A 20,544-nucleotide genomic window follows, 5' to 3' on the forward strand; every position below is an offset into this window, starting at 1 on the left:
AATATGACAACAATTTTAATTATAGATGATGAGCGCCCGATCCGTAGCTCTTTAAGAGACATCTTAGAATATGAAGATTATAAAGTTCTAGATGTTGACAACGGCGAGGATGGCTTGAAGATTCTACAGAAAGAAAAAATCGACTTGGTATTGTGTGATATCAAGATGAATAAAATGGACGGTATGGAAGTACTGACCGCTGCAAAAGAATTTTCAGATATTCCATTCATCATGATATCTGGACATGGCACCATAGAAACAGCTGTCGAAGCTGCTCGCAAAGGTGCTTTTGACTTCCTTGAAAAACCTTTGGACCTGAATAGGTTATTAATTACAGTTAGAAATGCCCTAGAACGCGGATCTTTAGTAAAAGAAACAAAGGTCTTAAAACGCAAAATCTCAAAAACAAAAGAAATATTGGGTGATTCTTCAGGAATCAACTTGATTAAAGATACTATTGAGAAGGTTGCTCCAACGGAAGCGAGAGTTTTGATCACTGGTGCGAATGGTGCTGGTAAGGAACTCGTTGCAAGATGGTTGCATGAGAAATCAGGACGTTCAAGTTCTACTTTAGTTGAAGTGAACTGTGCTGCAATTCCATCTGAATTAATAGAATCAGAATTGTTCGGTCACGAAAAAGGATCCTTTACTTCTGCTGTCAAGCAACGCATCGGAAAATTCGAGCAAGCCAACAACGGTACCCTTTTCTTAGATGAAATCGGTGATATGAGCCTTTCTGCTCAAGCAAAGGTATTGAGAGCTCTACAGGAAAATAAAATTACTAGAGTAGGTGGGGAAAAGGAAATCGACGTAAACGTTCGTGTTATTGCCGCTACCAATAAAGACCTTTTGAAAGAAATTGAAGAAGGTAACTTCCGTATGGACTTGTACCACCGATTGAGTGTGATATTGATCCACGTGCCTTCTTTGGCTGATAGAAAGGATGATATTCCTACCTTAGCAAACGCTTTCTGTGAAGAGATCTGTGCTGAATATAGTATGCCTGTAAAAGCATTTACGCCAGACGCTATGAAAGCTCTTCAATCATTGCCTTGGACCGGTAATATCCGTGAGCTGAGAAACATGATTGAACGTTTGATCATTCTTTGCGATAAAAAGATTACTGAAGATGATGTTCTTAAATTTGCAAATCCAGGTGGACCTGCTCCTGTAGCTAATAATGGTACTGCAAATAATGGAAATGGATTTGATATGGAACAATTCACTTCATTCCAAGACTTTAAGGACTTTTCTGAATGTGAATTTATCAAATACAAATTAGAAAGAAATAATTGGAACGTTTCAAAGACAGCCGATGACCTCGATATACAACGAAGCCACCTGTACAGTAAAATTGAAAAGTTTGGACTCAAAAGAGATTAAATAATAAAGGCCTGATTCAATCAGGCCTTTTCTTTTGTTAAGTATTTTTTCGTAATTAATCGTTAAACTTTCTTTTTTGACGGCTATATAACATATAAAAAGCAACAGTCAAAACAATTATTCCGATAATAATATACGGTAATGCAGATCCCTCACCAGTGCTAGCGTTGGTCCTGTCCTCTGCGAACAAGCCAATAGATACTGCATTTAGTAATACTAACACATTCCACTTTCTCATGATTAATTAGATTTTTAAGTTTATTTATTAATGTCTGAATAATATAAAGCAAAAACCATGACAAAGCAAATGTATTAACAATTATTTAACCTATTAAATGCCAATCCTTCATTTTGTAATACAAATGTTACCATTAGTGGTTCTAAATAGGAAATTGAAAATCTTATTTGAAAAAAAAAGTGCTAATCTAAACTCAGATTAACACTTTTATACACAAATAATTTAATTATAATTATAGAATCTCAGCAAGGAAGTTCCCTTGTTGATGAATGATTCCCCTTTTGGCAATAATTTCTTGAAGATTAATCGTGCCGATTACATACTTATGGTCATTACTATAAAATCTTTCTGAAATATTTTCGAATTCAATATTTTCCAATACATCTTCATCTTCATATCTTAAATAAACTTTTAAAGTATAATCCGTTGAATAGGTAACTTGCTGTGCTTCCAAGTGTTTTTTGTACTCATATTTATAGTCATACCTTAAAGCTGCAATATCAGAAAGCACGGCTGATCCCGTTGGATGGCCACCAGCACCTTTCCCATAGAAAAACTGTTCGTCAGCAAATGCAGCTTTTACTAATACGCCATTGTATTCATTCTCGACATTCTGTAATATGTTATCTTTTGAAATGAATTTTGGGAGGACATATAATACTACTTGGTTATTTGCGATTTCTTTAGCTAATGGAATTAACTTGATTTTATAATTTTTCTCTCTAGCATATCTTATATCTGCATCACCCAAAGTATCAATTCCTAAGTTTAGGATTTCATCGGGATTGATATAAATACCATAGGCATGAGAGGCTACGATGGCTAATTTAAATTTTGGATCATAACCACCTACATCGAGAGTAGGATCAGTTTCTGCAAAACCTAATTCCTGTGCTTTTTTCAAAGCTGAGTCATAACTTTGGTTCTCATTAAATATCTTGGAAAGAATGTAATTTGAAGAACCGTTAAAGATCCCACTTACTGAATGTAATAATTCATTATCGTAATACTCTTCTAAGTTTCTGATGATAGGAATACTACCACAAACTGCTCCTTCATATAAAAGAGAGGTGCCATGTTGGTTTTGTATTTCTGTCAATTCTTCCAAATGGGTTGCGATCATTTTTTTATTTGCTGAAACAACATTTTTGCCAGTTGTCAGCGCTCTTTTAGTGATTTCAAAAGCAGCATCAGCATCATCAATTAATTCAACTACCGTATTGATTTCTGGATCATCCAAGATAGCATTTGCATCAGTAGTAAATAATTCCGCAGGCAATGTTCTTTTTTTGTCTGCATTTTTGATTACAAATTTCTTTATTTCTAAGTTTAGGTTTTTAGTTTTTATGATATCGTATAAACCTTGTCCCACCACACCAAATCCGAACATCCCGATGGTAAGTTTCTTACTCATTATTATTAAATTAAATTAAGTTGATTTTCTGCTTTTGTATTATTTTTCTCAAGGAAATTACCGATTACTTGAGTCAGTGTTTTTGTTTCGATTAAAAATCCGTCATGGCCAAAGAATGAATGTAATTCATAATATTCGGCATTAGGGATGTTTTTGGCGATAAATTCTTGTTCCGACGGTGGAAACAGCACATCCGAAGGAATTCCAATGATAAGCGTATTTACACCTTCAATGCTGTTAAGGACTTGTTCGACCTGACCTCTTCCGCGACCTAAGTGATGGCTATCCATTGCTTTGGTGAGATACCAATAAGAAAATGCATTGAACCTATTGACAAGCTTATCTCCTTGGTATGATTGATAAGACGATGCTTTATATGCATCCGTTTTATCATGGTCAGATTCTACTTGGGTAGTACCATACGCATTATAGGTCCTATAAGAGAGTAGGGCCATACTTCTGGCGGCTTTTAATCCTTTGAGTCCTGCATCAGGTTTTTTCTCAAAGAATGACGAGTCAGCTTCAATTGCAAGCCTTTGGCTCTCATTAAAAGCAATACCCCATGGCGAAAAGAAAGCATTTGTGCCAATTGCAATTAGGTTATGGATTTTGATTGTTTTTGAAACTGTCCATTCCAATGCTTGCTGTCCTCCTAAGGAGCCTCCTATTAAGGTATTGATCTCGTTGATTCCTAGGTGATTCGCTAAAAGTTGATGAGCATGCACGATATCACGAATTGTAAATTGAGGAAAATCCGAATAATAAGGCAAATTAGTCTCTGGGTTTGTCGATAGGGGATTCGTAGTCCCATAATGCGATCCCAAAACATTTGCACAAACTATATAATAGTCTTTATCATTGAATAATTCGTTTTCACCAAATAATCCAGGCCACCAATCAAACACATCCGAATTAGCAGTCAAAGCATGGCAAACCCATATCACATTGGATTTGTCTTCATTCAGGGTTCCATAAGTATGAAACGCAATTTGAAGATTCGCCAGTTTTTTTCCGCTTTCTAATTCGAAATCTTGGTTATATCCGAAAGTTCTTAAACTCATTCTAATAAATTATCTTCCTCCATTAAAATCAAATAAGGCCCCCACCTTATTTGATTTTGTCAAATGCTTGTGCTAAATCCGCTTTTATATCTTCAATGTGTTCAATACCTACCGAGAGCCTTAATTGACCTGGTGCTACACCTGCTTTTTTCTGATCTTCAGCGCTCAACTGTTGGTGAGTAGTTGCTGCTGGATGGATAATCAATGACTTAGCATCTCCAACATTTGCCAAATGGCTGATCAATTCTAATGCATCAATAAATTCATTGGCTTTTTCCACGCCACCTTTAATGGTAAATGAAAGCACCGCTCCATATCCATTTTTCAGATATTTCTGTGCGTTTTGATGGTATGGGTGGTTTTTTAAACCTGGATAGCTTACATGCTCTACTTGTGGATGCGCATCTAACCATTGAGCTATCTCTAGCGTGTTGTCAACGTGACGTTGCACACGTAATGATAATGTTTCTAATCCTTGAACTAACAAGAAAGAATTGAAAGGGGATAGGGCAGGGCCAAAATCTCTTAATCCTTCAACTCTTGCACGGATAGCAAATTGAATGTTGCCAAATGGGCCACCTTCGCCAAATACATCTGAAAACACCAAACCATGGTATCCTTCCGATGGTTCCGAAAATTGCTTGAATTTTCCATTGCCCCAATTATAATTACCGCCATCAATGATTACGCCACCAATACTTGTTCCATGGCCGCCAATCCATTTAGTTGCTGATTCTACAACCACATTTGCGCCATGCTCTAAAGGCTTGAACAAATAACCGCCAGCACCGAAGGTATTGTCAACGATCAATGGAAGGTCATGCTTCTTAGCTACTGAAGCTATGCGTTCGAAATCTGGAATATTATAGCTTGGATTGCCGATAGTTTCTACATAGATGGCTTTTGTTTTGTCATCGATCAAAGCTTCGATCTTATCTGCATCAGTATCTTCAGCAAATCTTGCTTCGATACCCAATCTTTTAAAGGAAACTTTGAATTGATTATAAGTACCACCATAAAGGTTGGAACCAGAAACAAAATTCTCACCTGCTTCCAGGATGTTTGTCAAAGCGATAAATTGTGCTGCTTGACCTGAAGCTACAGCAACTGCTGCTACGCCGCCTTCTAATGCTGCTATACGTTTTTCGAAAACATCAGTAGTAGGATTCATGATCCTAGTATAGATATTACCGAATTGTTTCAATGCAAAAAGGTTGGCTCCATGTTCTGCGTTTTCGAATACATAAGAAGAAGTTTGATATATAGGCAATGCTCTGGAACCAGTAGTAGGATCTACTTCTTGCCCTGCATGTACTTGTAAAGTTTCAAATTTTAGGTTTTTATTATCTGCCATTTTTATATTTTTTTAATCATGTTAGTAAAATGAAATTATTAAATCCTTTGAGTTCTATGATTTGGTCGTCAATTGGTATGGACAATTCTATTCAATAAGAATAATTCTGCCATAGGACGACTATCGCATTCGAGAAATACAAATACAGTTGATGGATTTAATCTTAATAGAAGAATCTGTTGTCGGTTTTCCGACAAGATACAATAATTCTGATTTTGAAAATTCTGAAGTCATAGTCTATTTTATTTATATGCTCCTGAGCTTTATTGCTTCGGACAGGAATTGGCACCTTTTCAATACTTATTGAAGGTTGCCAGTGGGTCATTGAGCCAGTCTCTCGCCACTTCTTTATAAATCAAGACCATCTTTTTTAGAGAGGTAATGATTAGTGTACCACTATCGAAGTACTCCGCAAATATAGGCTACGGAAATTAATTTTGCAATTTTTTTAGAAAAAAGAAGACCTCAAATCTTGTTAGCCTATTCACATACAATGATTTGAGGTCCCAAATATTTTGTTATTTCAATACCAGTTTTTTAAAAAGTGTTGTTCTTAGCATCATGCATTTGGATTATTTTATCCACTACATAACGCGTGTTTCCACGCCAAGGTAGCACACCATGGTACTCTTTATAATGAAGATCAAAAGCCTTACCACTATTTAACTCCAATACTTTAAATACAGAATCGCTCTCGATAGAAAATTCAAATTCATTGCTTGAAATTCCAGTCCCCGTATTTTGACTGCGGATACCTTCTTGAATCAATTTTCCTTCATAGGTCTTAAAGACATTTCCTTTTTTTACTGCATAATTTAAAGTTCCCGATTTAACTCCCTCGCCAAAAACAAAGTAGTACTTGAAATAAACAAATACTGCGAAGGCCAAGAAGATAATGAGCAGAAACCAGCTGATGAACTTTTTAAAGCCTGAACCCCTTTTGCTGGGTTGTTGGGTAGTTGTTTCCATTATTTTGTTAATTCAGTTTTTCTATAGATACAATAAGAATACCTAAAAATAAGAAAGGTTGGCCAAACTACATGGCCAACCTATTATTTTTTTTATCCTAGTAGCTGCATCTCTGCATCTATTGCTTCTTTCGTTTTCGAACTGACCGGTACCAACGGTAACCTTACATTGTCCTTTCCAATTCCTTTTTTCTCGAGAATATATTTCACTCCTGCAGGATTTCCTTCAATAAAACAAAGGTCTATCATGCTTAATAATTCCAAATGAATAGCTCTCGCCTCTTCAAAATTACCCTCACTACATAAATGTGCCAATGCAGAAACTTTTGTCGGATAGGCATTGCCTACAACAGAAATTATTCCTGCTGCTCCCATGGCCATCATAGGAAGTGTAACAGGATCATCTCCAGAGATTAAAAGAAAATCTTTTGGTTTATCTCTTAAGATTTCGCTGAATTGGGAAAAATTTCCCGAAGCCTCTTTTGTAGCTACTATGTTTTTGAAATCCTTAGCCAACCTGACCGTCGTAGCGGGGCTCATATTACTTCCTGTCCTGCCAGGCACATTATAAAGAATAATCGGAAGCTTCGAAACCTCAGCAATAGCCTTATAATGTTGATAGATTCCCTCTTGCGTTGGTTTGTTATAATATGGTGAAACTGATAAGATTGCAATGTAATCCAATACCTTAAAATTCTTGATTTGTTCAACGATTTCAAAAGTATTATTGCCACCGATTCCAGCTACCAATGGGATACGCTTATTGACATGCTTAGAAGTAAATTCCCACACCTTCTTTCGTTCATCTGGATTCAATGTTGCAGTTTCACCTGTTGTGCCCAATGAAACCAAATAATCAATTCCTCCCTCGATTTGATAATCAATCAAATTCCCTAAAGTGTCGTAATCTACTGTGCCGTCCGCATGGAATGGAGTAACTAATGCAACTCCCGCACCTTGAAGCTCGTTCATCGTTTGTATATATTATTTTTAATTTTTATTCATTAATCATTGACAGAAGTTCAGCTTCAGAAATCATTGGAATCTGAAGTTTTTCTGCCTTTGCCAGTTTTGATGGACCCATTTTATCACCGGCAACTAAATAATTCAGCTTTGAAGAAATACTGCTAAGCATCTTGCCACCGTGCGCCTCTATCAATTCCGTCAATTCTTCCCGGGAATATTCTGCAAATACACCGGATATCAAAAACGTTTTGCCCGATAAACTATCACCGGCGAGTTGTATTTCTTTTTCTTCTATTTCGAACTGCAGGCCCGAGGATTTGAGTTTTTCAATCTCTTCCCAATGTTCAGGATTTGTCAAATAGGCATGTATACTGTCTGCTATGCGGAGTCCAATATCTTGTACTGACAATATTTCGTCTACAGTGGAATTCTTGATTGCCTCGATATTTTTAAAGTGTTGTGCAAGTTTTTTCGCTACCGTCTCTCCAATATGGCGAATTCCCAAAGCAAATAGCACCTTCTCGAAAGGTTTATTTTTAGATTGTTCAATGCCATTGAGCATATTGTCAATAGACTTCTGACCAAAACGTTCAATACCGACCAACTCATCCTTTCTATCAATCAATGTATAGATATCTGATATTTTACGAATCAATCCAAGCTTGTAGAATGTTTCTATAGTTTCATCTCCCAAACCTTGAATGTCCATCATTTTTCTGCCTATAAAGTGCTGCAGCTTGCCTACTATTTGAGGTTTGCAGCCATCTTCATTTGGGCAATAATGTACAGCTTCGCCCTCTTCTCGAATTAATGGCGTACCACATTCTGGACATGTACTTGGATATTCAAATGCTTTTGTTCCTTCCGGTCTTTTTTCAACGTTGGCACCGATGATTTTAGGGATTATTTCTCCTCCTTTTTCGACAAATACAGTATCTTGTTCATGTAGATCCAGACGAGCAATTTCATTTGCATTATGTAAAGAAGCTCTTTTTACCGTTGTACCAGCTAACAAAACTGGTTTTAAATTGGCAACTGGAGTAACAGCTCCGGTTCTGCCGACCTGATAGCTAATGCTGTTCAAGATTGTTTCGACGCGCTCAGCTTTGAATTTATAAGATATTGCCCAACGTGGTGATTTAGCGGTAAAGCCTAATTCCTCTTGTTGTGCGAAATCATTGACTTTGATTACAATGCCATCGATTTCATAAGTCAGTTTATGGCGGGCATCATCCCAATAATGGATGAATTCCAAGACCTCGTCAATAGAATTACAAAGTTTTGAATGTTCACAGACTGGGAAGCCCCAAGATTTGACTTCTTCGATGCTATGCCAATGATCATGGAACAATTTATTTCTATTGTCACAGTACAGAAAGTACAGGAAGCAATCTAAAGGTCTTTTGGCCACCTCTCCAGAATCCTGAAGCTTGATCGTGCCGGAGGCAAAATTCCTTGGGTTGGCATAGGTTTGTTCCCCATTGTCTTCACGCTCTTTGTTCAACCTCAAAAAGGCAGATTTATGCATGAAGATCTCGCCACGGATATCGAAACTTGGCGGATAATTCCCTTTCCTTAATTGATGTGGAATACTGCGGATTGTTTTTACATTATTAGTGACTTCATCACCTTGTGTACCATCCCCACGTGTCACTGCCTGAACGAGTTTGCCGTTTTCATAAGATATTGAGATCGATAAACCGTCGAACTTCAACTCAGCTACATACTGAACTTGATCTCCAACTACTTTTCTTACCCTTCCATCAAAATCTTTTAATTCCTGTTCGTTATAGGTATTGCCCAAAGACATCATCGGCCATTTGTGACGGACAGTATTAAACCTTTGTGTAATATCACCTCCAACTTTTAGGGTAGGGGAGTTCGGGTCTCTAAATTCAGGATATTGAATTTCCAAAGCCTCCAGTTCCTTCAATTTATGGTCAAAATCGTAATCCGAAATGGAGGGTTGAGCTAACACATAATATTGATAATTATATTCGTTTAGCTCACGGGTAAGTTCTTCTATTTTCGCTTGAATATCTACAGACATAGACCACGAAAATACAAAATATTCTAAGGGTAAAATAATTTAAAATCACTAATTAAAAAATTGCTCAAAGTGTTGCAAAACAATGCAGATTAACAAAAGAAAGATAATTCAGATGATCTATCTTTAATGAAAATTATTGTCATGAAGCTGCGAGAATTTATGGATTTTATTCATGTAATAATCCCATATTATTGATTTCTTGTATCTTCCTTTTTTGTTTTCCTTTTGGCTGTATTTTTTTCTTTTTCTTGCGGTTTTGAAAAAATTCTTGAAGAAATATTGGTGACCTCTACTTACTGCCCAAGCATCTGCTGTTTTTCCGTCAAATAAAAATTTAATCAAAGCAAATAAATCCCACCACAATCTGCAGGCAATAATCCATACAGCCATCATAAAAGAATGGTTTTTTTGGATCATCACAAGATTGTTCCTGAAGTTGAGATATGTTTTGTGGGGGTTGCTTGTTTTCAAAGTACCACCACCAACATGGTATACTAATGAGTTTGGACAGTATCCAACTTTATATCCCATTTTTTTCAGTCTCCAACAAAGGTCAATTTCTTCAAAATGGGCGAAGAAATCTGCATCAAATCCTTCAGCCTCTTTCCATGCATTTGACTTAATGAATAAGGCTGCCCCTGTTGCCCAAAATACTTCTCGAGCATCGTTGTACTGACCATGATCTTTTTCTACCTTATCCAAGATTCTTCCCCTGCAGAAAGGGAAACCAAAATAGTCTATGTATCCACCCGCAGCACCAGCATGTTCAAATTCACCCTTATTATGATAAGACTGAATTTTTGGCTGACAAGCGACTAATAATGGATCCGCCTCCATTTGTTGTATTACAGGTTCGATCCAGCCCTCAGTAACTTCCACATCAGAGTTCAGCAAGATGTAATAATCGGCTTCAACACGCTTTAAGATTTCGTTGTAACCACCAGCAAAACCTAGATTCTCTGTGTTTTTGATAATCTTGAACATTGGGAAATTCTCTTCTACATAGGAAATAGAATCATCTGTAGAACCATTGTCACCAATAATAAATTCAATATTCGGGTAGGTGCTATTAAATACCGAAGGAAGGAATTTCTCCAAGAAATACTTCCCGTTCCAATTTAATATGACAACTGCAACTTTCGGGTAATTTGACATTTAATTTCTTCTTTTACGCTTCCATCTACGATGAGACCATAACCAATATGCTGGTTCTTCTTTAATAATACGTTCTGTAAAACGATTATGAATGTGCGTGATCTCATGTTCTGGGTATTCATCTGGATTTACGACCAAGGTCGTAAACTTGCATGAGTAATATCCTCTTTTTTCTTTTCTCCTGACCTCACAGAAAACTACCGGGAACTTCATTAACCTAGCAATTCTTTCAGTGCCGGTATAAACCAACGTTTCTTGGTTCAAAAACTCCATAAAATAATCAGAATCCTGATAGGTAGGTGTCTGGTCGGCTACAAACATACTAATATGTGGATGATTTTTCAATTTAATAATATGTCTGAGAATTTGTTTCATGGGTACCATTTCAGCTCCAAACCTTGATCGTATACCATTGTGGATATTGTTGAAAACTTTGTTGTTCAGAGGTTTATATATAATCAGTTCAGGCACATCCATCATTAAAGAAAGGCGATGGATTGAAAGCTCCCAATTGCCATAGTGAGAGGTTACACCAATAACACCTTTGCCTTTTTCTGTATACTGGTAAACCTCCTCTGGATTTAACAATTCAATTCTCTTAATTACTTCTTCAGGTTTAATACTTGCCATCTTGATCGACTCTACGATCAAATCGGGGAAATAACGATAGAATTTGTAAGCAATATCTTTGATTTCTTTTTCTGATTTCTCTGGGAAAGCATTCCGTAAGTTTTGCAAAACAACCTTTTTTCGGTACCCAAAGACGTAATAGATTAAGATGAAAAGGAAATCAGAGAGGACATATAAGCACCAAAAGGGAAGGAGAGAAATTAAATACCATGTTCCGTAAATGAGTTTTTCCTTCATGCCAATTTTAAAGTACTTTATAAATATCCCCAAATAAAGTTATTTTTGCGGACAATTTGAAGGGAATATTAGTTTATGACAGAAGGAATATTACTACCAGCACTTTATTTACCAAATATCAGTTATTTTCAGGCTATCAAAAATAATGAAGGCCCGATTATTATTGAACAATATGAGAATTTTCCAAAGCAAACATTTCGTACACGTACCGAGATTGCTACAGCAAATGGGATTTTAAACCTGATGGTTCCGATTGTTCATGGAAAAAAGATGAGAGTTCCCATGAAAGATGTTCAGATTAATTATGACCATCCTTGGCAAAGGCTCCACTGGTTGAGTATACAGACAGCATACAGAAGTTCTCCTTATTTTGAATACTATGAGGATGATTTCAAGATTTTTTACGATCGCGAGTATGATCTATTATTGGATTATAATGTTGAACAATTAAAACTAATCTTGAAATTATTGAAATTAAATCGTGAGATCATATTTACCGAAAAATATACTTCGGAATCTCCAAATGATATTGATTACCGAACAGCAATCCATCCAAAAAAGCCTTCATTGATTGTGTCTCAGAAGCCATATTATCAATTATTTGAGGATAATAATGGTTTTCAAGAAGATATCAGCATAATAGATTTATTGTTCAGTCAGGGGTCCCAATCGAAAAACTTTTTCTAATAAGTTTTTTGCTTTTATCCTGAAACTTTTTGTTTAAGTTTAATTTTCTTAATTAAACCAAATGTTTTCATGATACGAATTGCATCTATCTGCGTTTGCTTATTAATTTCGCTTTCTGCCATGGCTCAATCCGGTGCAGATACTATTCATTACCGTAAAGTTTATTATTTCGGCGGTACTGGTCTTTCTTTTCCATTAGGAAAGACAAAGGATGTCTTGACGACCAAGCTCTTCACGGGGAGTATGGGATTGGATATTTCATTGAAAAATCCGAAATATTATCTACAGCCCACATTGTATATGATGGCATTTGGTTATAATCAACTCCAGGATGATTCTGAATATAATCGTGTGTTGAAGAATGCGCGGTCTACGATGTACATCCTGAGTTTAGCGGGGGGGATGCGCAGGCAATGGGAACGCTTAAACACCTATGCTTATTTAGGGCCTTCTGGTGCATTGAACATGGAACCAAGGGCAGAAGACAATGCTGCTGACGGAACTGTCAACTTGCATTATGAATACAGTATTTCTCCGGCTATTAAATTAGGAGTTGGTTCGGATTATAAGTTCAAGGGATTTTTCCTGGGCATGGAGGTCGGGTACATGCACAATTTCCGGAAAATGCAGGGAAATCCAGTCAATGTACTGTCGATAATGGTCGGCTTAAAATCGGATATTACTAAAATAAGTGATAAAGTCGTAGAAGTTATATCAAAATAATTACAATACAAAGCATTGATTTACAGATAGTTTAATAAATTCCTTAAAATAAATTGTATTTTTTTTGAAAATAAATACAATATGCAGGAATATATGTCGTTATTACACTATCTAGATAAATAGAAAATATTTAGGTTAATAATTGGTTTGGTAAAATACCTGGAGTTCTCCGCTCCGGGTATTTTTGTTTTATGGCTAAATATTTTTCTAACCTTCATAAGAAAATCCTACAAAAGAATTAAAGTTTAAAAATAGGTTCCCGAGGTAAAGTTGGAGAATGAAACCCACTTTTTTTAAAATCGCCCTCGTTACTATGGATTATGTGTCAATTTCAACTTTGCATACACAGGCAAGTGATCAGACACAGTCCCAACCTCTGTCACTACACGACTTTCCAGCATTTCAAAGTGATCACTGTAAAAAATATAGTCCAATCGCATTTCTGGCTTATCAGATGGATAAGTAAAGAAATTTCCGTCTTCCTCCATGGCTGCTGAATTAATGTTTTTACCAAGAAAGGTATTTATTGTCGGATTCTTTTCTTTAGGGCAGCTGTTAAAATCACCTACTAATATTGTTGGGTATCTTTTACTGCAATTTTCATATAGTTCAAGGACCTTTTCAGAATGTTTTAGTCGCGTTTGTTGGTCAAATGCTTCCAGATGGACATTGATAACAAGTATATCTTTATTTTCAAATTTTAGCGTACAGATTTGAGCAAGGCGGTCCAGATAAAAGGCTTTATAATAAAATGGTTCACTTTCCACTCTAGCCAAAGTATCTATCATCTGTTGTTTTACTTCGAATTTAGAGATTAGGGATTGGCCAGAAATAATCTTTTTGAAATGTACATTGATTGGCCAGTATGGATATGGTACGTATTCTTTGTCCCAGTTGGTTGCTCTTGCGGCATATGGATAATGGCTGTTGGCCAATTCAAATTCTTGGTCGACATCAAAGCTCCGGTGCGATCCATAATCTATTTCCTGGAAAGCGACAATATCAGGTTTTAGTTCTTTGAGAAAAGATTTCATAAAAGAGAGGTTCTGTTTATGAGATTCTTTCACCTGCTTTACAGGTAAATTATTCGTCATGCCACTCAAGTACCCGATATTATATGTCATTATACTTAGGGTAGAATCATTTTTTGAGGATGAGCTCAACGTATGATCTGAAAGCTTTACGATTTGGCTGACGGCTCTTTTGTCATCGGTCTTTCTGCTTGCCCAATAGTATATATTGAAATTAAGGACAGCAAGGATTCCTAAGAAAAGTAGAGCAAGGTATAGGGTTTTCTTCATGTTTATAGGTTTAATCCAAATGAGGCTCCATAGATAGCTCTTGGGCCAGCAACAAAAGTAGGCAAGCCAATATTATCGCCGGAGTTCCCAGCGTCCATCACGTATTTTTGATCAAGAATGTTCTTGCCGAATAAGCCAAATTCAAAGCTTCGTTTATTTGATTTTTTGAACTTAACACCTAGGGTTGCATTCATGATGCCGTATCCTTGCTGCGAAAGCAATTCACGGTTCTCGTCCTCAAAATAGACCTTTGATTTGAAATTATAATTCGGTCTAAAATAGATCTGTTTTTTTGGAGATAAATCATGAGTAACATCAAATCCGATGTTCATGCTATGTTTTGGAACCATTCTAAAGGTATTGCCCGCCAAAACTTGTTGGTTGCCTTGTGAATCTTTTTCGTTGAATTTGGCATCCAGATAAGCATAATTGGCAAATACATTCAATGATTTTAAGATTTGATATTCAAGAGTACCTTCAAATCCATAAGATCTTGCTTTTCCAGCGTCTTCAGCGACTTGTTGCAAACCGACAGTTCCTTCCACTTGAACCAATCTAGTTGTTTGGAAATTTGACCAGTCAAAATAATATCCTGCAAAAGCATAAGCTAGTTTATTGTTGTATATACCCTTGATTCCCAATTCATAGTTCCATACTATTTCTGGTTTTAAGTTTTTGTTCGCTCCAGGCCAAATATAGATTACTGGTGGTCTTCTACCTTTAGAAACTGTAGCATAGGTGTTATGTTGGCTATGAAATTTATAGTTCATAGCTAAACGTCCTACGTAAGAGAGGTAGTTTTTAGATTCCATGATCCAATCATTTGCAACTGGGGCTAGAAGGTTGTTGTTTCTGTTTTGCATTTGAGCAATAATGCTCGGATCCTTGGATTCTGGAGCAAGATAACCGCCAGTCAATCTTTCATAAGTTCCTCTTATTCCTGCAGTTAATTTTAATTTTTCGGAAAGGTCATAAGTGCCATCAAGAAAAATATCAAATGAATGAGTCCTTCCTAGTAAAGAATAGCTTTCATAGTGGGATGGATTCAATGGTGCTGCAGAGATAGCGTTCAATTGTTTTGCTTGTTCTGGGGCTAACATATTCACCAAATTCTTTAAGGCATCGGCACTCAATACACCAGAAGGAACAAGTTGTTTGATCATAGCTTGGTATTCAGGAGGCAATACGGCTATAAAATTCATAGAATTCAGTTCATAGCTCAGCATCTCGTAAATATTGGGCATTGTCTTATAGGGCTGTGGAACTCCATTTATGTGTAGAGGCGGATTAATTGGAAAAATCTTATCAACCATATTATTGATTGCTCCGGAATATTGAGCTAAACTCGCTGCTCCGCCGCCCATATTTTTTAATGCTCCGGTAAGCTGTTGTTTGAGCTGTGCATTGATCAGGCCTGAAGCATAAGCAGGGAAGAGGTTTTGTTCATTTACATTCAACCCTACTGTTTGCTTTGAATCTTCATAGAAATAATTCAACCCTAAAAAGCCATTGAATTTATTGCCTTTGTTATAATTTACCCTTAATTCTTGTGAGAATTGGTTTCCAAAAGAATGGTCCATTGCATTGATTACATGAGCTGCTGTACCATCAACATCAAAATATTCTTTAGCATTATATCTGTTAAAGCCTGTAACGGTGGACAATGTCCATGATTCTGAAAGACTTTGGTCATGTAATAAGGTAGCGCTATATACATCACGTTTTATTCCTAACTCTTTCCCTCTATCTAAATCGGCAAAAGAAGTTGGTTTCAGGTCCCCATTTTTAGGTTTCCAAACGCCACTTTTGAATGAAGTTCCGGGGGCATCATCATGTTGATAGCTGAGGATTAAGTCTATCGTACCATCATTTTTCAAGAAATAACGGCTGGAATTACGAAAAGCCATTGTGTTTTTGCCATTTAAATTTCCACCAGACAAGTTTTTCACAAATCCATCTTGCGCATGATAGGCTAATGAAAATCTGTTAGCGAATCTGGAATCTTCGGCTCCATAATTATACATCGCATTGATAAGCCTTTTATTGTAATTACCATATTGTGCTTTAAAATCGAACTGCTGACTTTTGATTGGCTTTTTACGGATCATGTTAATGGCACCAATCTGTGCAGATCTTCCCAGCAAAGTTCCTTGAGGTCCTTTGGCAACTTCAACTCTTTCCATATCATACAATTCCGATACTGCCAATGAAGGCCTGGAAATAGAAACGCCGTCCATTGTCAAGGAAACTCTTGGCTGTGATCTGGGATCTAAATCATCAGAGGTGATACCACGGATGACGAATGCCGGATTGTTTACACTTTGGATTGCCAGTTCCACTCCTGGGGTAAATGCTGACAATTCATTTAGTTCTTGTAGATTCTGACGATTCAGTTTTTCGGCACCCAGTACATCAATAGTAATTGGAACGTCAATCTTATTCTGAACCCTTTTTTGGGTACTTATCAATACTTCCTCAATATGGTAATCTATCGCGTAAAGTATGAAATCAAAAACCTGGTTTTGACTGGTAATATCGATAGTTTGATTGATATTTTTGAAACCTAATCTATTAATCTCAATAACATATTGACCTTTGGTTGGAACATTCAAGGTATATTCTCCGTTTTGGTCTGTTTTAACCTCAGTTTTATTTATTTTAACGGTTGTCTCAGATAAGGGTTTTTCCTTGTCGTCAGTTATTTTTCCTGATATTCTTATATCTTGGGCGTGTGCAAAGCTTGATATCATCACCAGAAGGATGATTAACAGGCTATTTTTAACTATTGCCATAATTATTTGGTTTTTTCTATCCAGTTTAACAATTGGTTTGATATCGTATGTGGGTCTTTCCCATCGAATAATCCTAAGCTATGATCTGCGTCAAGCATAATGATTTCGTGATTGACTTTTTTCGCTTTCAAAGCAGTTGCCAATGTTGTTGCTTGCGACAAATGAACTGTTTCGTCCTTTTTGCCGTGAATAATCAGCGTTGGAACTAAATGCTTTATTTGGTAGGCTGGACTAGCGGCTTTATACTCATCTGGAAGAGGAATAGGGTTTTGTCGATTGACAGGTTTTCCTACCATCAATTCGATCAGGTTTAATAAAGGGTGCTTGTTGGCAATCATTGCTTTTACTAAGGCTTCATTTGTGAAGTCAGTAGGTCCGGCCAATGAAACTATTCCTTTTATATCTTTACCATTTTGAATGGAATATCCAAATAACAGGGAGAGGTGGGCTCCAGCGCTATGACCAATTATCATATATTGTTCCTTTGGAATGTTCCAAGTGGAAGATTGTTTTTGAAGTTCATCTACAGCAGCTTTCAGGTCATTCAACAGGTGTGTGTAATTTGTTGCAGGTCCAACAAACGAGTAGTTTATGGAAGCAGATGAATAGCCTTTCTGAAGCATATCTTCTTGTAGACCACCTAATAAGAGCTTACTGCCAAATGCCCATGAACCACCATGGACAAAAATCAAAAAAGGTTTATTAGGAGATCTGTCTTCATGTAGGAACACATCCATTTGTTTTCTCAAGCCTTCGCCATAAGCAATATTAAAGAGTCTTTGATGTTCCTGACCTTTTCCACTCTCAATTTCTACCTCTTTTTTTGTGCAAGAACTTAATATTAAGGTTATTAATGTCAATATTAGACAATAATGAAACAGTTGATTGAAACGTACCATAATTGATTGTTTGGATTTATAAGCCTTTTCCTTTTGGAGCTAGAATATTGTCAATATAGTGGCAGACACCATCAGTAGCGACAATATCCTTAATGATTACTTTGGTTGTAAGGTTATTGCTATCGGTGATTTCACCTTTATTTTGATCAAAGATTAGTTTCTCCTCATTAAAATTGGATTTCACACTGTTACCTAGTTTACTGAACTCCAAAGGTTGATTTACAGATAGGTATTGAAAGATGTTTTTGGCATCTCCCACTAATTTAAAAAGTTGGAAGATTGTATAACGGTCTCCGGATCTTCTTTGAGGGATAAAAACAGTAATATTCTTTTTGCCTTTCAGGTTTTTATTGATGTCATCGCCAATTTGACTTTTGATCATATCAGCATTGTTGACTCTGTCGACCACAAAAAACTGTCTTAGACTTAGTGGAATCAAAACATTCGAGACTTTGTAAACTATTGCTGAGCCAGGTTTAACCTCAGTCTTGTTGAAGTCCAATACCTCAATTACAGGGATTTTGTATTCCGGTTCATCCTTGAAGAATGTCTCAATTTCTTTGTCTTGATCAAAAGTAGAGTTAATAAACACCTTTCCTTTTGCTTTATCAGTCCACTTTTGTTCTCCAAAGACGAACAAACTCAGTTTTGCCCCAAATTTTGAACTCAACATCGTTTGGTGATAGGATGAATGATAATGAAACTTACCATTGGTGTTTTTGTAAGATTCAAATTTATATTTAGCCACAAATTGATCTTTATTTAATTTGGACGGTATGATGTGGTATTGGATGATTTCTAAAGCTTGTTCTTTACTTATCTTGTCCAATGTTAATTTCTTGTCTTTTAAATAGGCATCTACTGCTTTATTGTCGGGCAGCATTACTGTATAATCATTTTTGAGCTTTAATAGCTCTGTTGAAATTTCAGATTTTGACGCCAATGATAGGAAGGAGGAATAATCTTTATTTGACAGGTAATTTTCAAAGACAGTACCTTTGAAGGCATTTTTATCTTCTTTAGTAGTCTTGGGTTTTGGGGTTACTTCGGGTTTAAAGTTATCTTTCTTACAGCTGAACAGGATAACTGAGAAAATAATCATTAATGATAAAAGACTTGCCTTCATTTTTAATTTTGTTTTTGTGTTAAAATAATTTCTACAAAATTAAAAACGCAATATGTCTATTTGGATTAACTAATATTAAAACATCGTTAAATTAGCTGATCAATTTTAGGTGAAAATTAATTTAAAATTAAGTTTAGCCTTTGTGATTTTATTTTGGCTTTATTTTGGTTTTAGGAGATGGGAGGGATCTGATAAAAAAATGGAATTTAATATAATAAAGCGTTTTAGTAGCCGTTTAAGATAGTAAATTCATAATTTCATAATTTAGGTTAATAATTGGTTTGGTAAAATACCTGGGGTTCCCCACCTCAGGTATTTTTATTTTTAGGCTTCTTCAAAATTATATTTCAGATCTCTGAAATAATAAACCTTGTCTCTGATATTAATTTCTCGAATCACTCTGCATGGATTTCCTGCAGCGACTACATTTTCAGGAATATCTTTGGTCACCAACGATCCTGAACCAATGACTGTATTTGCTCCGATTTTTACGCCTGGATTTATGACTGTATTTCCGCCGATCCATACATTGTCACCAATCTCAATGGGTTGTGCATATTCCCATCCTTCTACTCTTAAAATTGGATCTACAGGATGCCCTGCCGTGAAAATGCTGACATTTGGTGCTATCATGACATTGTCGCCAATTTTGACCTTTGCACAATCCAAGATGGTTAAATTGTAATTCGAATAAAAATTGTCGCCTACCTCTATATTATATCCATAGTCACAGTAAAAAGGTGGTTCGATATATAAACGTGTGGTTGTTTTACCAAATAGATTCTTGATGATCTGGTTTCTAGCTTTGATTTTGGTAGGGTCCATATTGTTGAATTTCTGTAACTCAACTTTCGCATGTTGTCTCTCTTTGAACAACTCGTCTCCACTTGCCATATATGGTTCCCCAGCAATCATTTTCTCTTTGGAGGATTTTGTCATACTTGTGAATTTAATTTGAAAATTAATATACAAAAAATGTGAGGAAACTTTAGTCTTTGTTTATCTAAATCGGACCATTTTTCTGATAGCATTTTCAACTTTTAGTATACTCTTGTTCCACTCTTGTTCCACTCTCGTTCCACTCTGAGTCTTCTTTCATTCGGACCTTGTTCGGACCTTGTTCGGGTGTTTTCCGAAGCAGCTCCGAACGAGGTCCGAACAAAGTCCGAACAAGAGACGAACGAGAGTGGAAGGAGTTAGGAAGGAGAGAGGAAGGAAAGGTATAGACAATAGACATTAGACATAAGACATTAGACATTGATGTCTTGTCCTGACATAGGTTGACATATTAATCAACTAAAAAACATGAAAGACAAGACAAATTCAAGACACGTTTCAATTCGGTACAGTTTTGGTTTTAAACAGAAGGTGGTTCGGGAGATTGAAGAAGAGGGTTTGAGCCTTTCCCAGGCTCGAAGGCGATATGGGATAAAGGGAAGCCAGACGATTCAGGCATGGCTTGAGAAATTCGGGAAGAATCATTTGTTAAACAAAACCGTACGTATTGAGATGAAAGAGGAAAAGGACAGGATAAAGGAGTTAGAGGCCGAGGTAAAGCGT

General features: G+C 36.4%; 18 protein-coding genes and 1 riboswitch. Of the genes, 4 read left to right on the forward strand and 14 right to left on the reverse strand.

The genetic code is table 11. The features are described from left to right. Nucleotides 1-3: 3 nt before the first annotated feature. A complete protein-coding gene (locus tag CRT24_RS18725) occupies nucleotides 4-1,383 on the forward strand; it encodes a sigma-54 dependent transcriptional regulator (RefSeq protein WP_099372618.1) in 1,380 nt (459 codons plus the stop codon). A gap of 55 nt (nucleotides 1,384-1,438) precedes the next feature. On the opposite strand, the gene CRT24_RS18730 is transcribed toward CRT24_RS18725, so the two are convergent. The 9 genes from CRT24_RS18730 to CRT24_RS18770 all read right to left on the reverse strand — a co-directional run bounded on the left by CRT24_RS18730 (nucleotide 1,439) and on the right by CRT24_RS18770 (nucleotide 11,456). Then, on the reverse strand, nucleotides 1,439-1,621 hold the full coding sequence (locus CRT24_RS18730; protein ID WP_099372619.1) for an LPXTG cell wall anchor domain-containing protein: 183 nt from the start codon (nucleotides 1,619-1,621) through the stop codon (nucleotides 1,439-1,441). 232 nt (nucleotides 1,622-1,853) lie between these two features. Next, nucleotides 1,854-3,035: a homoserine dehydrogenase gene (locus CRT24_RS18735; RefSeq protein ID WP_099372620.1), complete on the reverse strand. Its 1,182-nt coding sequence runs from the start codon at nucleotides 3,033-3,035 to the stop codon at nucleotides 1,854-1,856. A gap of 5 nt (nucleotides 3,036-3,040) precedes the next feature. Then, nucleotides 3,041-4,096 (reverse strand): homoserine O-acetyltransferase, encoded by a 1,056-nt coding sequence (gene metX / locus CRT24_RS18740; RefSeq protein WP_099372621.1) that lies wholly within the window; start codon nucleotides 4,094-4,096, stop codon nucleotides 3,041-3,043. A gap of 46 nt (nucleotides 4,097-4,142) precedes the next feature. Next, entirely contained in the window at nucleotides 4,143-5,450 is a 1,308-nt protein-coding gene (locus CRT24_RS18745) for an O-acetylhomoserine aminocarboxypropyltransferase/cysteine synthase family protein (protein WP_099372622.1), read from the reverse strand. Nucleotides 5,451-5,693: 243 nt separating this feature from the next. Continuing rightward, nucleotides 5,694-5,807: riboswitch (SAM riboswitch) on the reverse strand. A gap of 180 nt (nucleotides 5,808-5,987) precedes the next feature. Next, nucleotides 5,988-6,419 (reverse strand): hypothetical protein, encoded by a 432-nt coding sequence (locus tag CRT24_RS18750; protein ID WP_171017584.1) that lies wholly within the window; start codon nucleotides 6,417-6,419, stop codon nucleotides 5,988-5,990. A 92-nt stretch (nucleotides 6,420-6,511) separates the two neighbouring features. Beyond that, a complete protein-coding gene (dapA, locus tag CRT24_RS18755; protein WP_099372623.1) occupies nucleotides 6,512-7,390 on the reverse strand; it encodes a 4-hydroxy-tetrahydrodipicolinate synthase in 879 nt (292 codons plus the stop codon). A gap of 25 nt (nucleotides 7,391-7,415) precedes the next feature. Next, entirely contained in the window at nucleotides 7,416-9,434 is a 2,019-nt protein-coding gene (gene ligA, locus CRT24_RS18760) for an NAD-dependent DNA ligase LigA (protein ID WP_099372624.1), read from the reverse strand. A gap of 123 nt (nucleotides 9,435-9,557) precedes the next feature. Next, entirely contained in the window at nucleotides 9,558-10,589 is a 1,032-nt protein-coding gene (locus CRT24_RS18765) for a glycosyltransferase family 2 protein (protein ID WP_099372625.1), read from the reverse strand. Next, nucleotides 10,590-11,456, reverse strand: a complete 867-nt coding sequence (locus CRT24_RS18770) for a lysophospholipid acyltransferase family protein (protein ID WP_099372626.1) — start codon at nucleotides 11,454-11,456, stop codon at nucleotides 10,590-10,592. A 75-nt stretch (nucleotides 11,457-11,531) separates the two neighbouring features. Between CRT24_RS18770 and CRT24_RS18775 the strand changes: the two genes are divergently transcribed. Beyond that, entirely contained in the window at nucleotides 11,532-12,143 is a 612-nt protein-coding gene (locus CRT24_RS18775; RefSeq protein ID WP_099372627.1) for a WbqC family protein, read from the forward strand. A gap of 69 nt (nucleotides 12,144-12,212) precedes the next feature. After that, nucleotides 12,213-12,866: a hypothetical protein gene (locus tag CRT24_RS18780; RefSeq protein WP_144034614.1), complete on the forward strand. Its 654-nt coding sequence runs from the start codon at nucleotides 12,213-12,215 to the stop codon at nucleotides 12,864-12,866. A gap of 311 nt (nucleotides 12,867-13,177) precedes the next feature. Here CRT24_RS18780 and CRT24_RS18785 read toward each other — a convergent pair whose 3' ends face one another. The 5 genes from CRT24_RS18785 to CRT24_RS18805 form a co-directional block, all read right to left on the reverse strand. Beyond that, nucleotides 13,178-14,167 carry an endonuclease/exonuclease/phosphatase family protein gene (locus CRT24_RS18785; protein WP_099372629.1) on the reverse strand — a complete coding sequence of 330 codons (990 nt, stop codon included), beginning with the start codon at nucleotides 14,165-14,167 and terminating at the stop codon, nucleotides 13,178-13,180. A 2-nt stretch (nucleotides 14,168-14,169) separates the two neighbouring features. Then, on the reverse strand, nucleotides 14,170-16,959 hold the full coding sequence (locus CRT24_RS18790) for a TonB-dependent receptor domain-containing protein (RefSeq protein ID WP_099372630.1): 2,790 nt from the start codon (nucleotides 16,957-16,959) through the stop codon (nucleotides 14,170-14,172). A 2-nt stretch (nucleotides 16,960-16,961) separates the two neighbouring features. Next, on the reverse strand, nucleotides 16,962-17,858 hold the full coding sequence (locus tag CRT24_RS18795) for an alpha/beta hydrolase (RefSeq protein ID WP_099372631.1): 897 nt from the start codon (nucleotides 17,856-17,858) through the stop codon (nucleotides 16,962-16,964). A 16-nt stretch (nucleotides 17,859-17,874) separates the two neighbouring features. Then, nucleotides 17,875-18,984, reverse strand: a complete 1,110-nt coding sequence (locus CRT24_RS18800) for a fasciclin domain-containing protein (protein ID WP_099372632.1) — start codon at nucleotides 18,982-18,984, stop codon at nucleotides 17,875-17,877. A gap of 324 nt (nucleotides 18,985-19,308) precedes the next feature. Then, complete coding sequence (locus CRT24_RS18805) at nucleotides 19,309-19,923, reverse strand: sugar O-acetyltransferase (protein WP_099372633.1); 615 nt, start codon at nucleotides 19,921-19,923, stop codon at nucleotides 19,309-19,311. 366 nt (nucleotides 19,924-20,289) lie between these two features. Between CRT24_RS18805 and CRT24_RS18810 the strand changes: the two genes are divergently transcribed. Beyond that, nucleotides 20,290-20,544, forward strand: a 255-nt coding sequence (locus tag CRT24_RS18810) for a transposase (protein WP_144034615.1), incomplete at its 3' end; no start/stop codon positions are given.

Origin of the sequence: Sphingobacterium sp. 1.A.5 (genome assembly GCF_002734235.1) — a bacterium.
GTDB classification, from domain to species: domain Bacteria; phylum Bacteroidota; class Bacteroidia; order Sphingobacteriales; family Sphingobacteriaceae; genus Sphingobacterium; species Sphingobacterium daejeonense.

Coding starts and splice junctions, on each gene's coding strand:
- CRT24_RS18725 (WP_099372618.1), top strand. CDS start 4: ATGACAACAATTTTAATTATAGATGATGAGCGCCCGATCCGTAGCTCT.
- CRT24_RS18730 (WP_099372619.1), bottom strand. CDS start 1,621: ATGAGAAAGTGGAATGTGTTAGTATTACTAAATGCAGTATCTATTGGC.
- CRT24_RS18735 (WP_099372620.1), bottom strand. CDS start 3,035: ATGAGTAAGAAACTTACCATCGGGATGTTCGGATTTGGTGTGGTGGGA.
- metX (WP_099372621.1), bottom strand. CDS start 4,096: ATGAGTTTAAGAACTTTCGGATATAACCAAGATTTCGAATTAGAAAGC.
- CRT24_RS18745 (WP_099372622.1), bottom strand. CDS start 5,450: ATGGCAGATAATAAAAACCTAAAATTTGAAACTTTACAAGTACATGCA.
- CRT24_RS18750 (WP_171017584.1), bottom strand. CDS start 6,419: ATGGAAACAACTACCCAACAACCCAGCAAAAGGGGTTCAGGCTTTAAA.
- dapA (WP_099372623.1), bottom strand. CDS start 7,390: ATGAACGAGCTTCAAGGTGCGGGAGTTGCATTAGTTACTCCATTCCAT.
- ligA (WP_099372624.1), bottom strand. CDS start 9,434: ATGTCTGTAGATATTCAAGCGAAAATAGAAGAACTTACCCGTGAGCTA.
- CRT24_RS18765 (WP_099372625.1), bottom strand. CDS start 10,589: ATGTCAAATTACCCGAAAGTTGCAGTTGTCATATTAAATTGGAACGGG.
- CRT24_RS18770 (WP_099372626.1), bottom strand. CDS start 11,456: ATGAAGGAAAAACTCATTTACGGAACATGGTATTTAATTTCTCTCCTT.
- CRT24_RS18775 (WP_099372627.1), top strand. CDS start 11,532: ATGACAGAAGGAATATTACTACCAGCACTTTATTTACCAAATATCAGT.
- CRT24_RS18780 (WP_144034614.1), top strand. CDS start 12,213: ATGATACGAATTGCATCTATCTGCGTTTGCTTATTAATTTCGCTTTCT.
- CRT24_RS18785 (WP_099372629.1), bottom strand. CDS start 14,167: ATGAAGAAAACCCTATACCTTGCTCTACTTTTCTTAGGAATCCTTGCT.
- CRT24_RS18790 (WP_099372630.1), bottom strand. CDS start 16,959: ATGGCAATAGTTAAAAATAGCCTGTTAATCATCCTTCTGGTGATGATA.
- CRT24_RS18795 (WP_099372631.1), bottom strand. CDS start 17,858: ATGGTACGTTTCAATCAACTGTTTCATTATTGTCTAATATTGACATTA.
- CRT24_RS18800 (WP_099372632.1), bottom strand. CDS start 18,984: ATGAAGGCAAGTCTTTTATCATTAATGATTATTTTCTCAGTTATCCTG.
- CRT24_RS18805 (WP_099372633.1), bottom strand. CDS start 19,923: ATGACAAAATCCTCCAAAGAGAAAATGATTGCTGGGGAACCATATATG.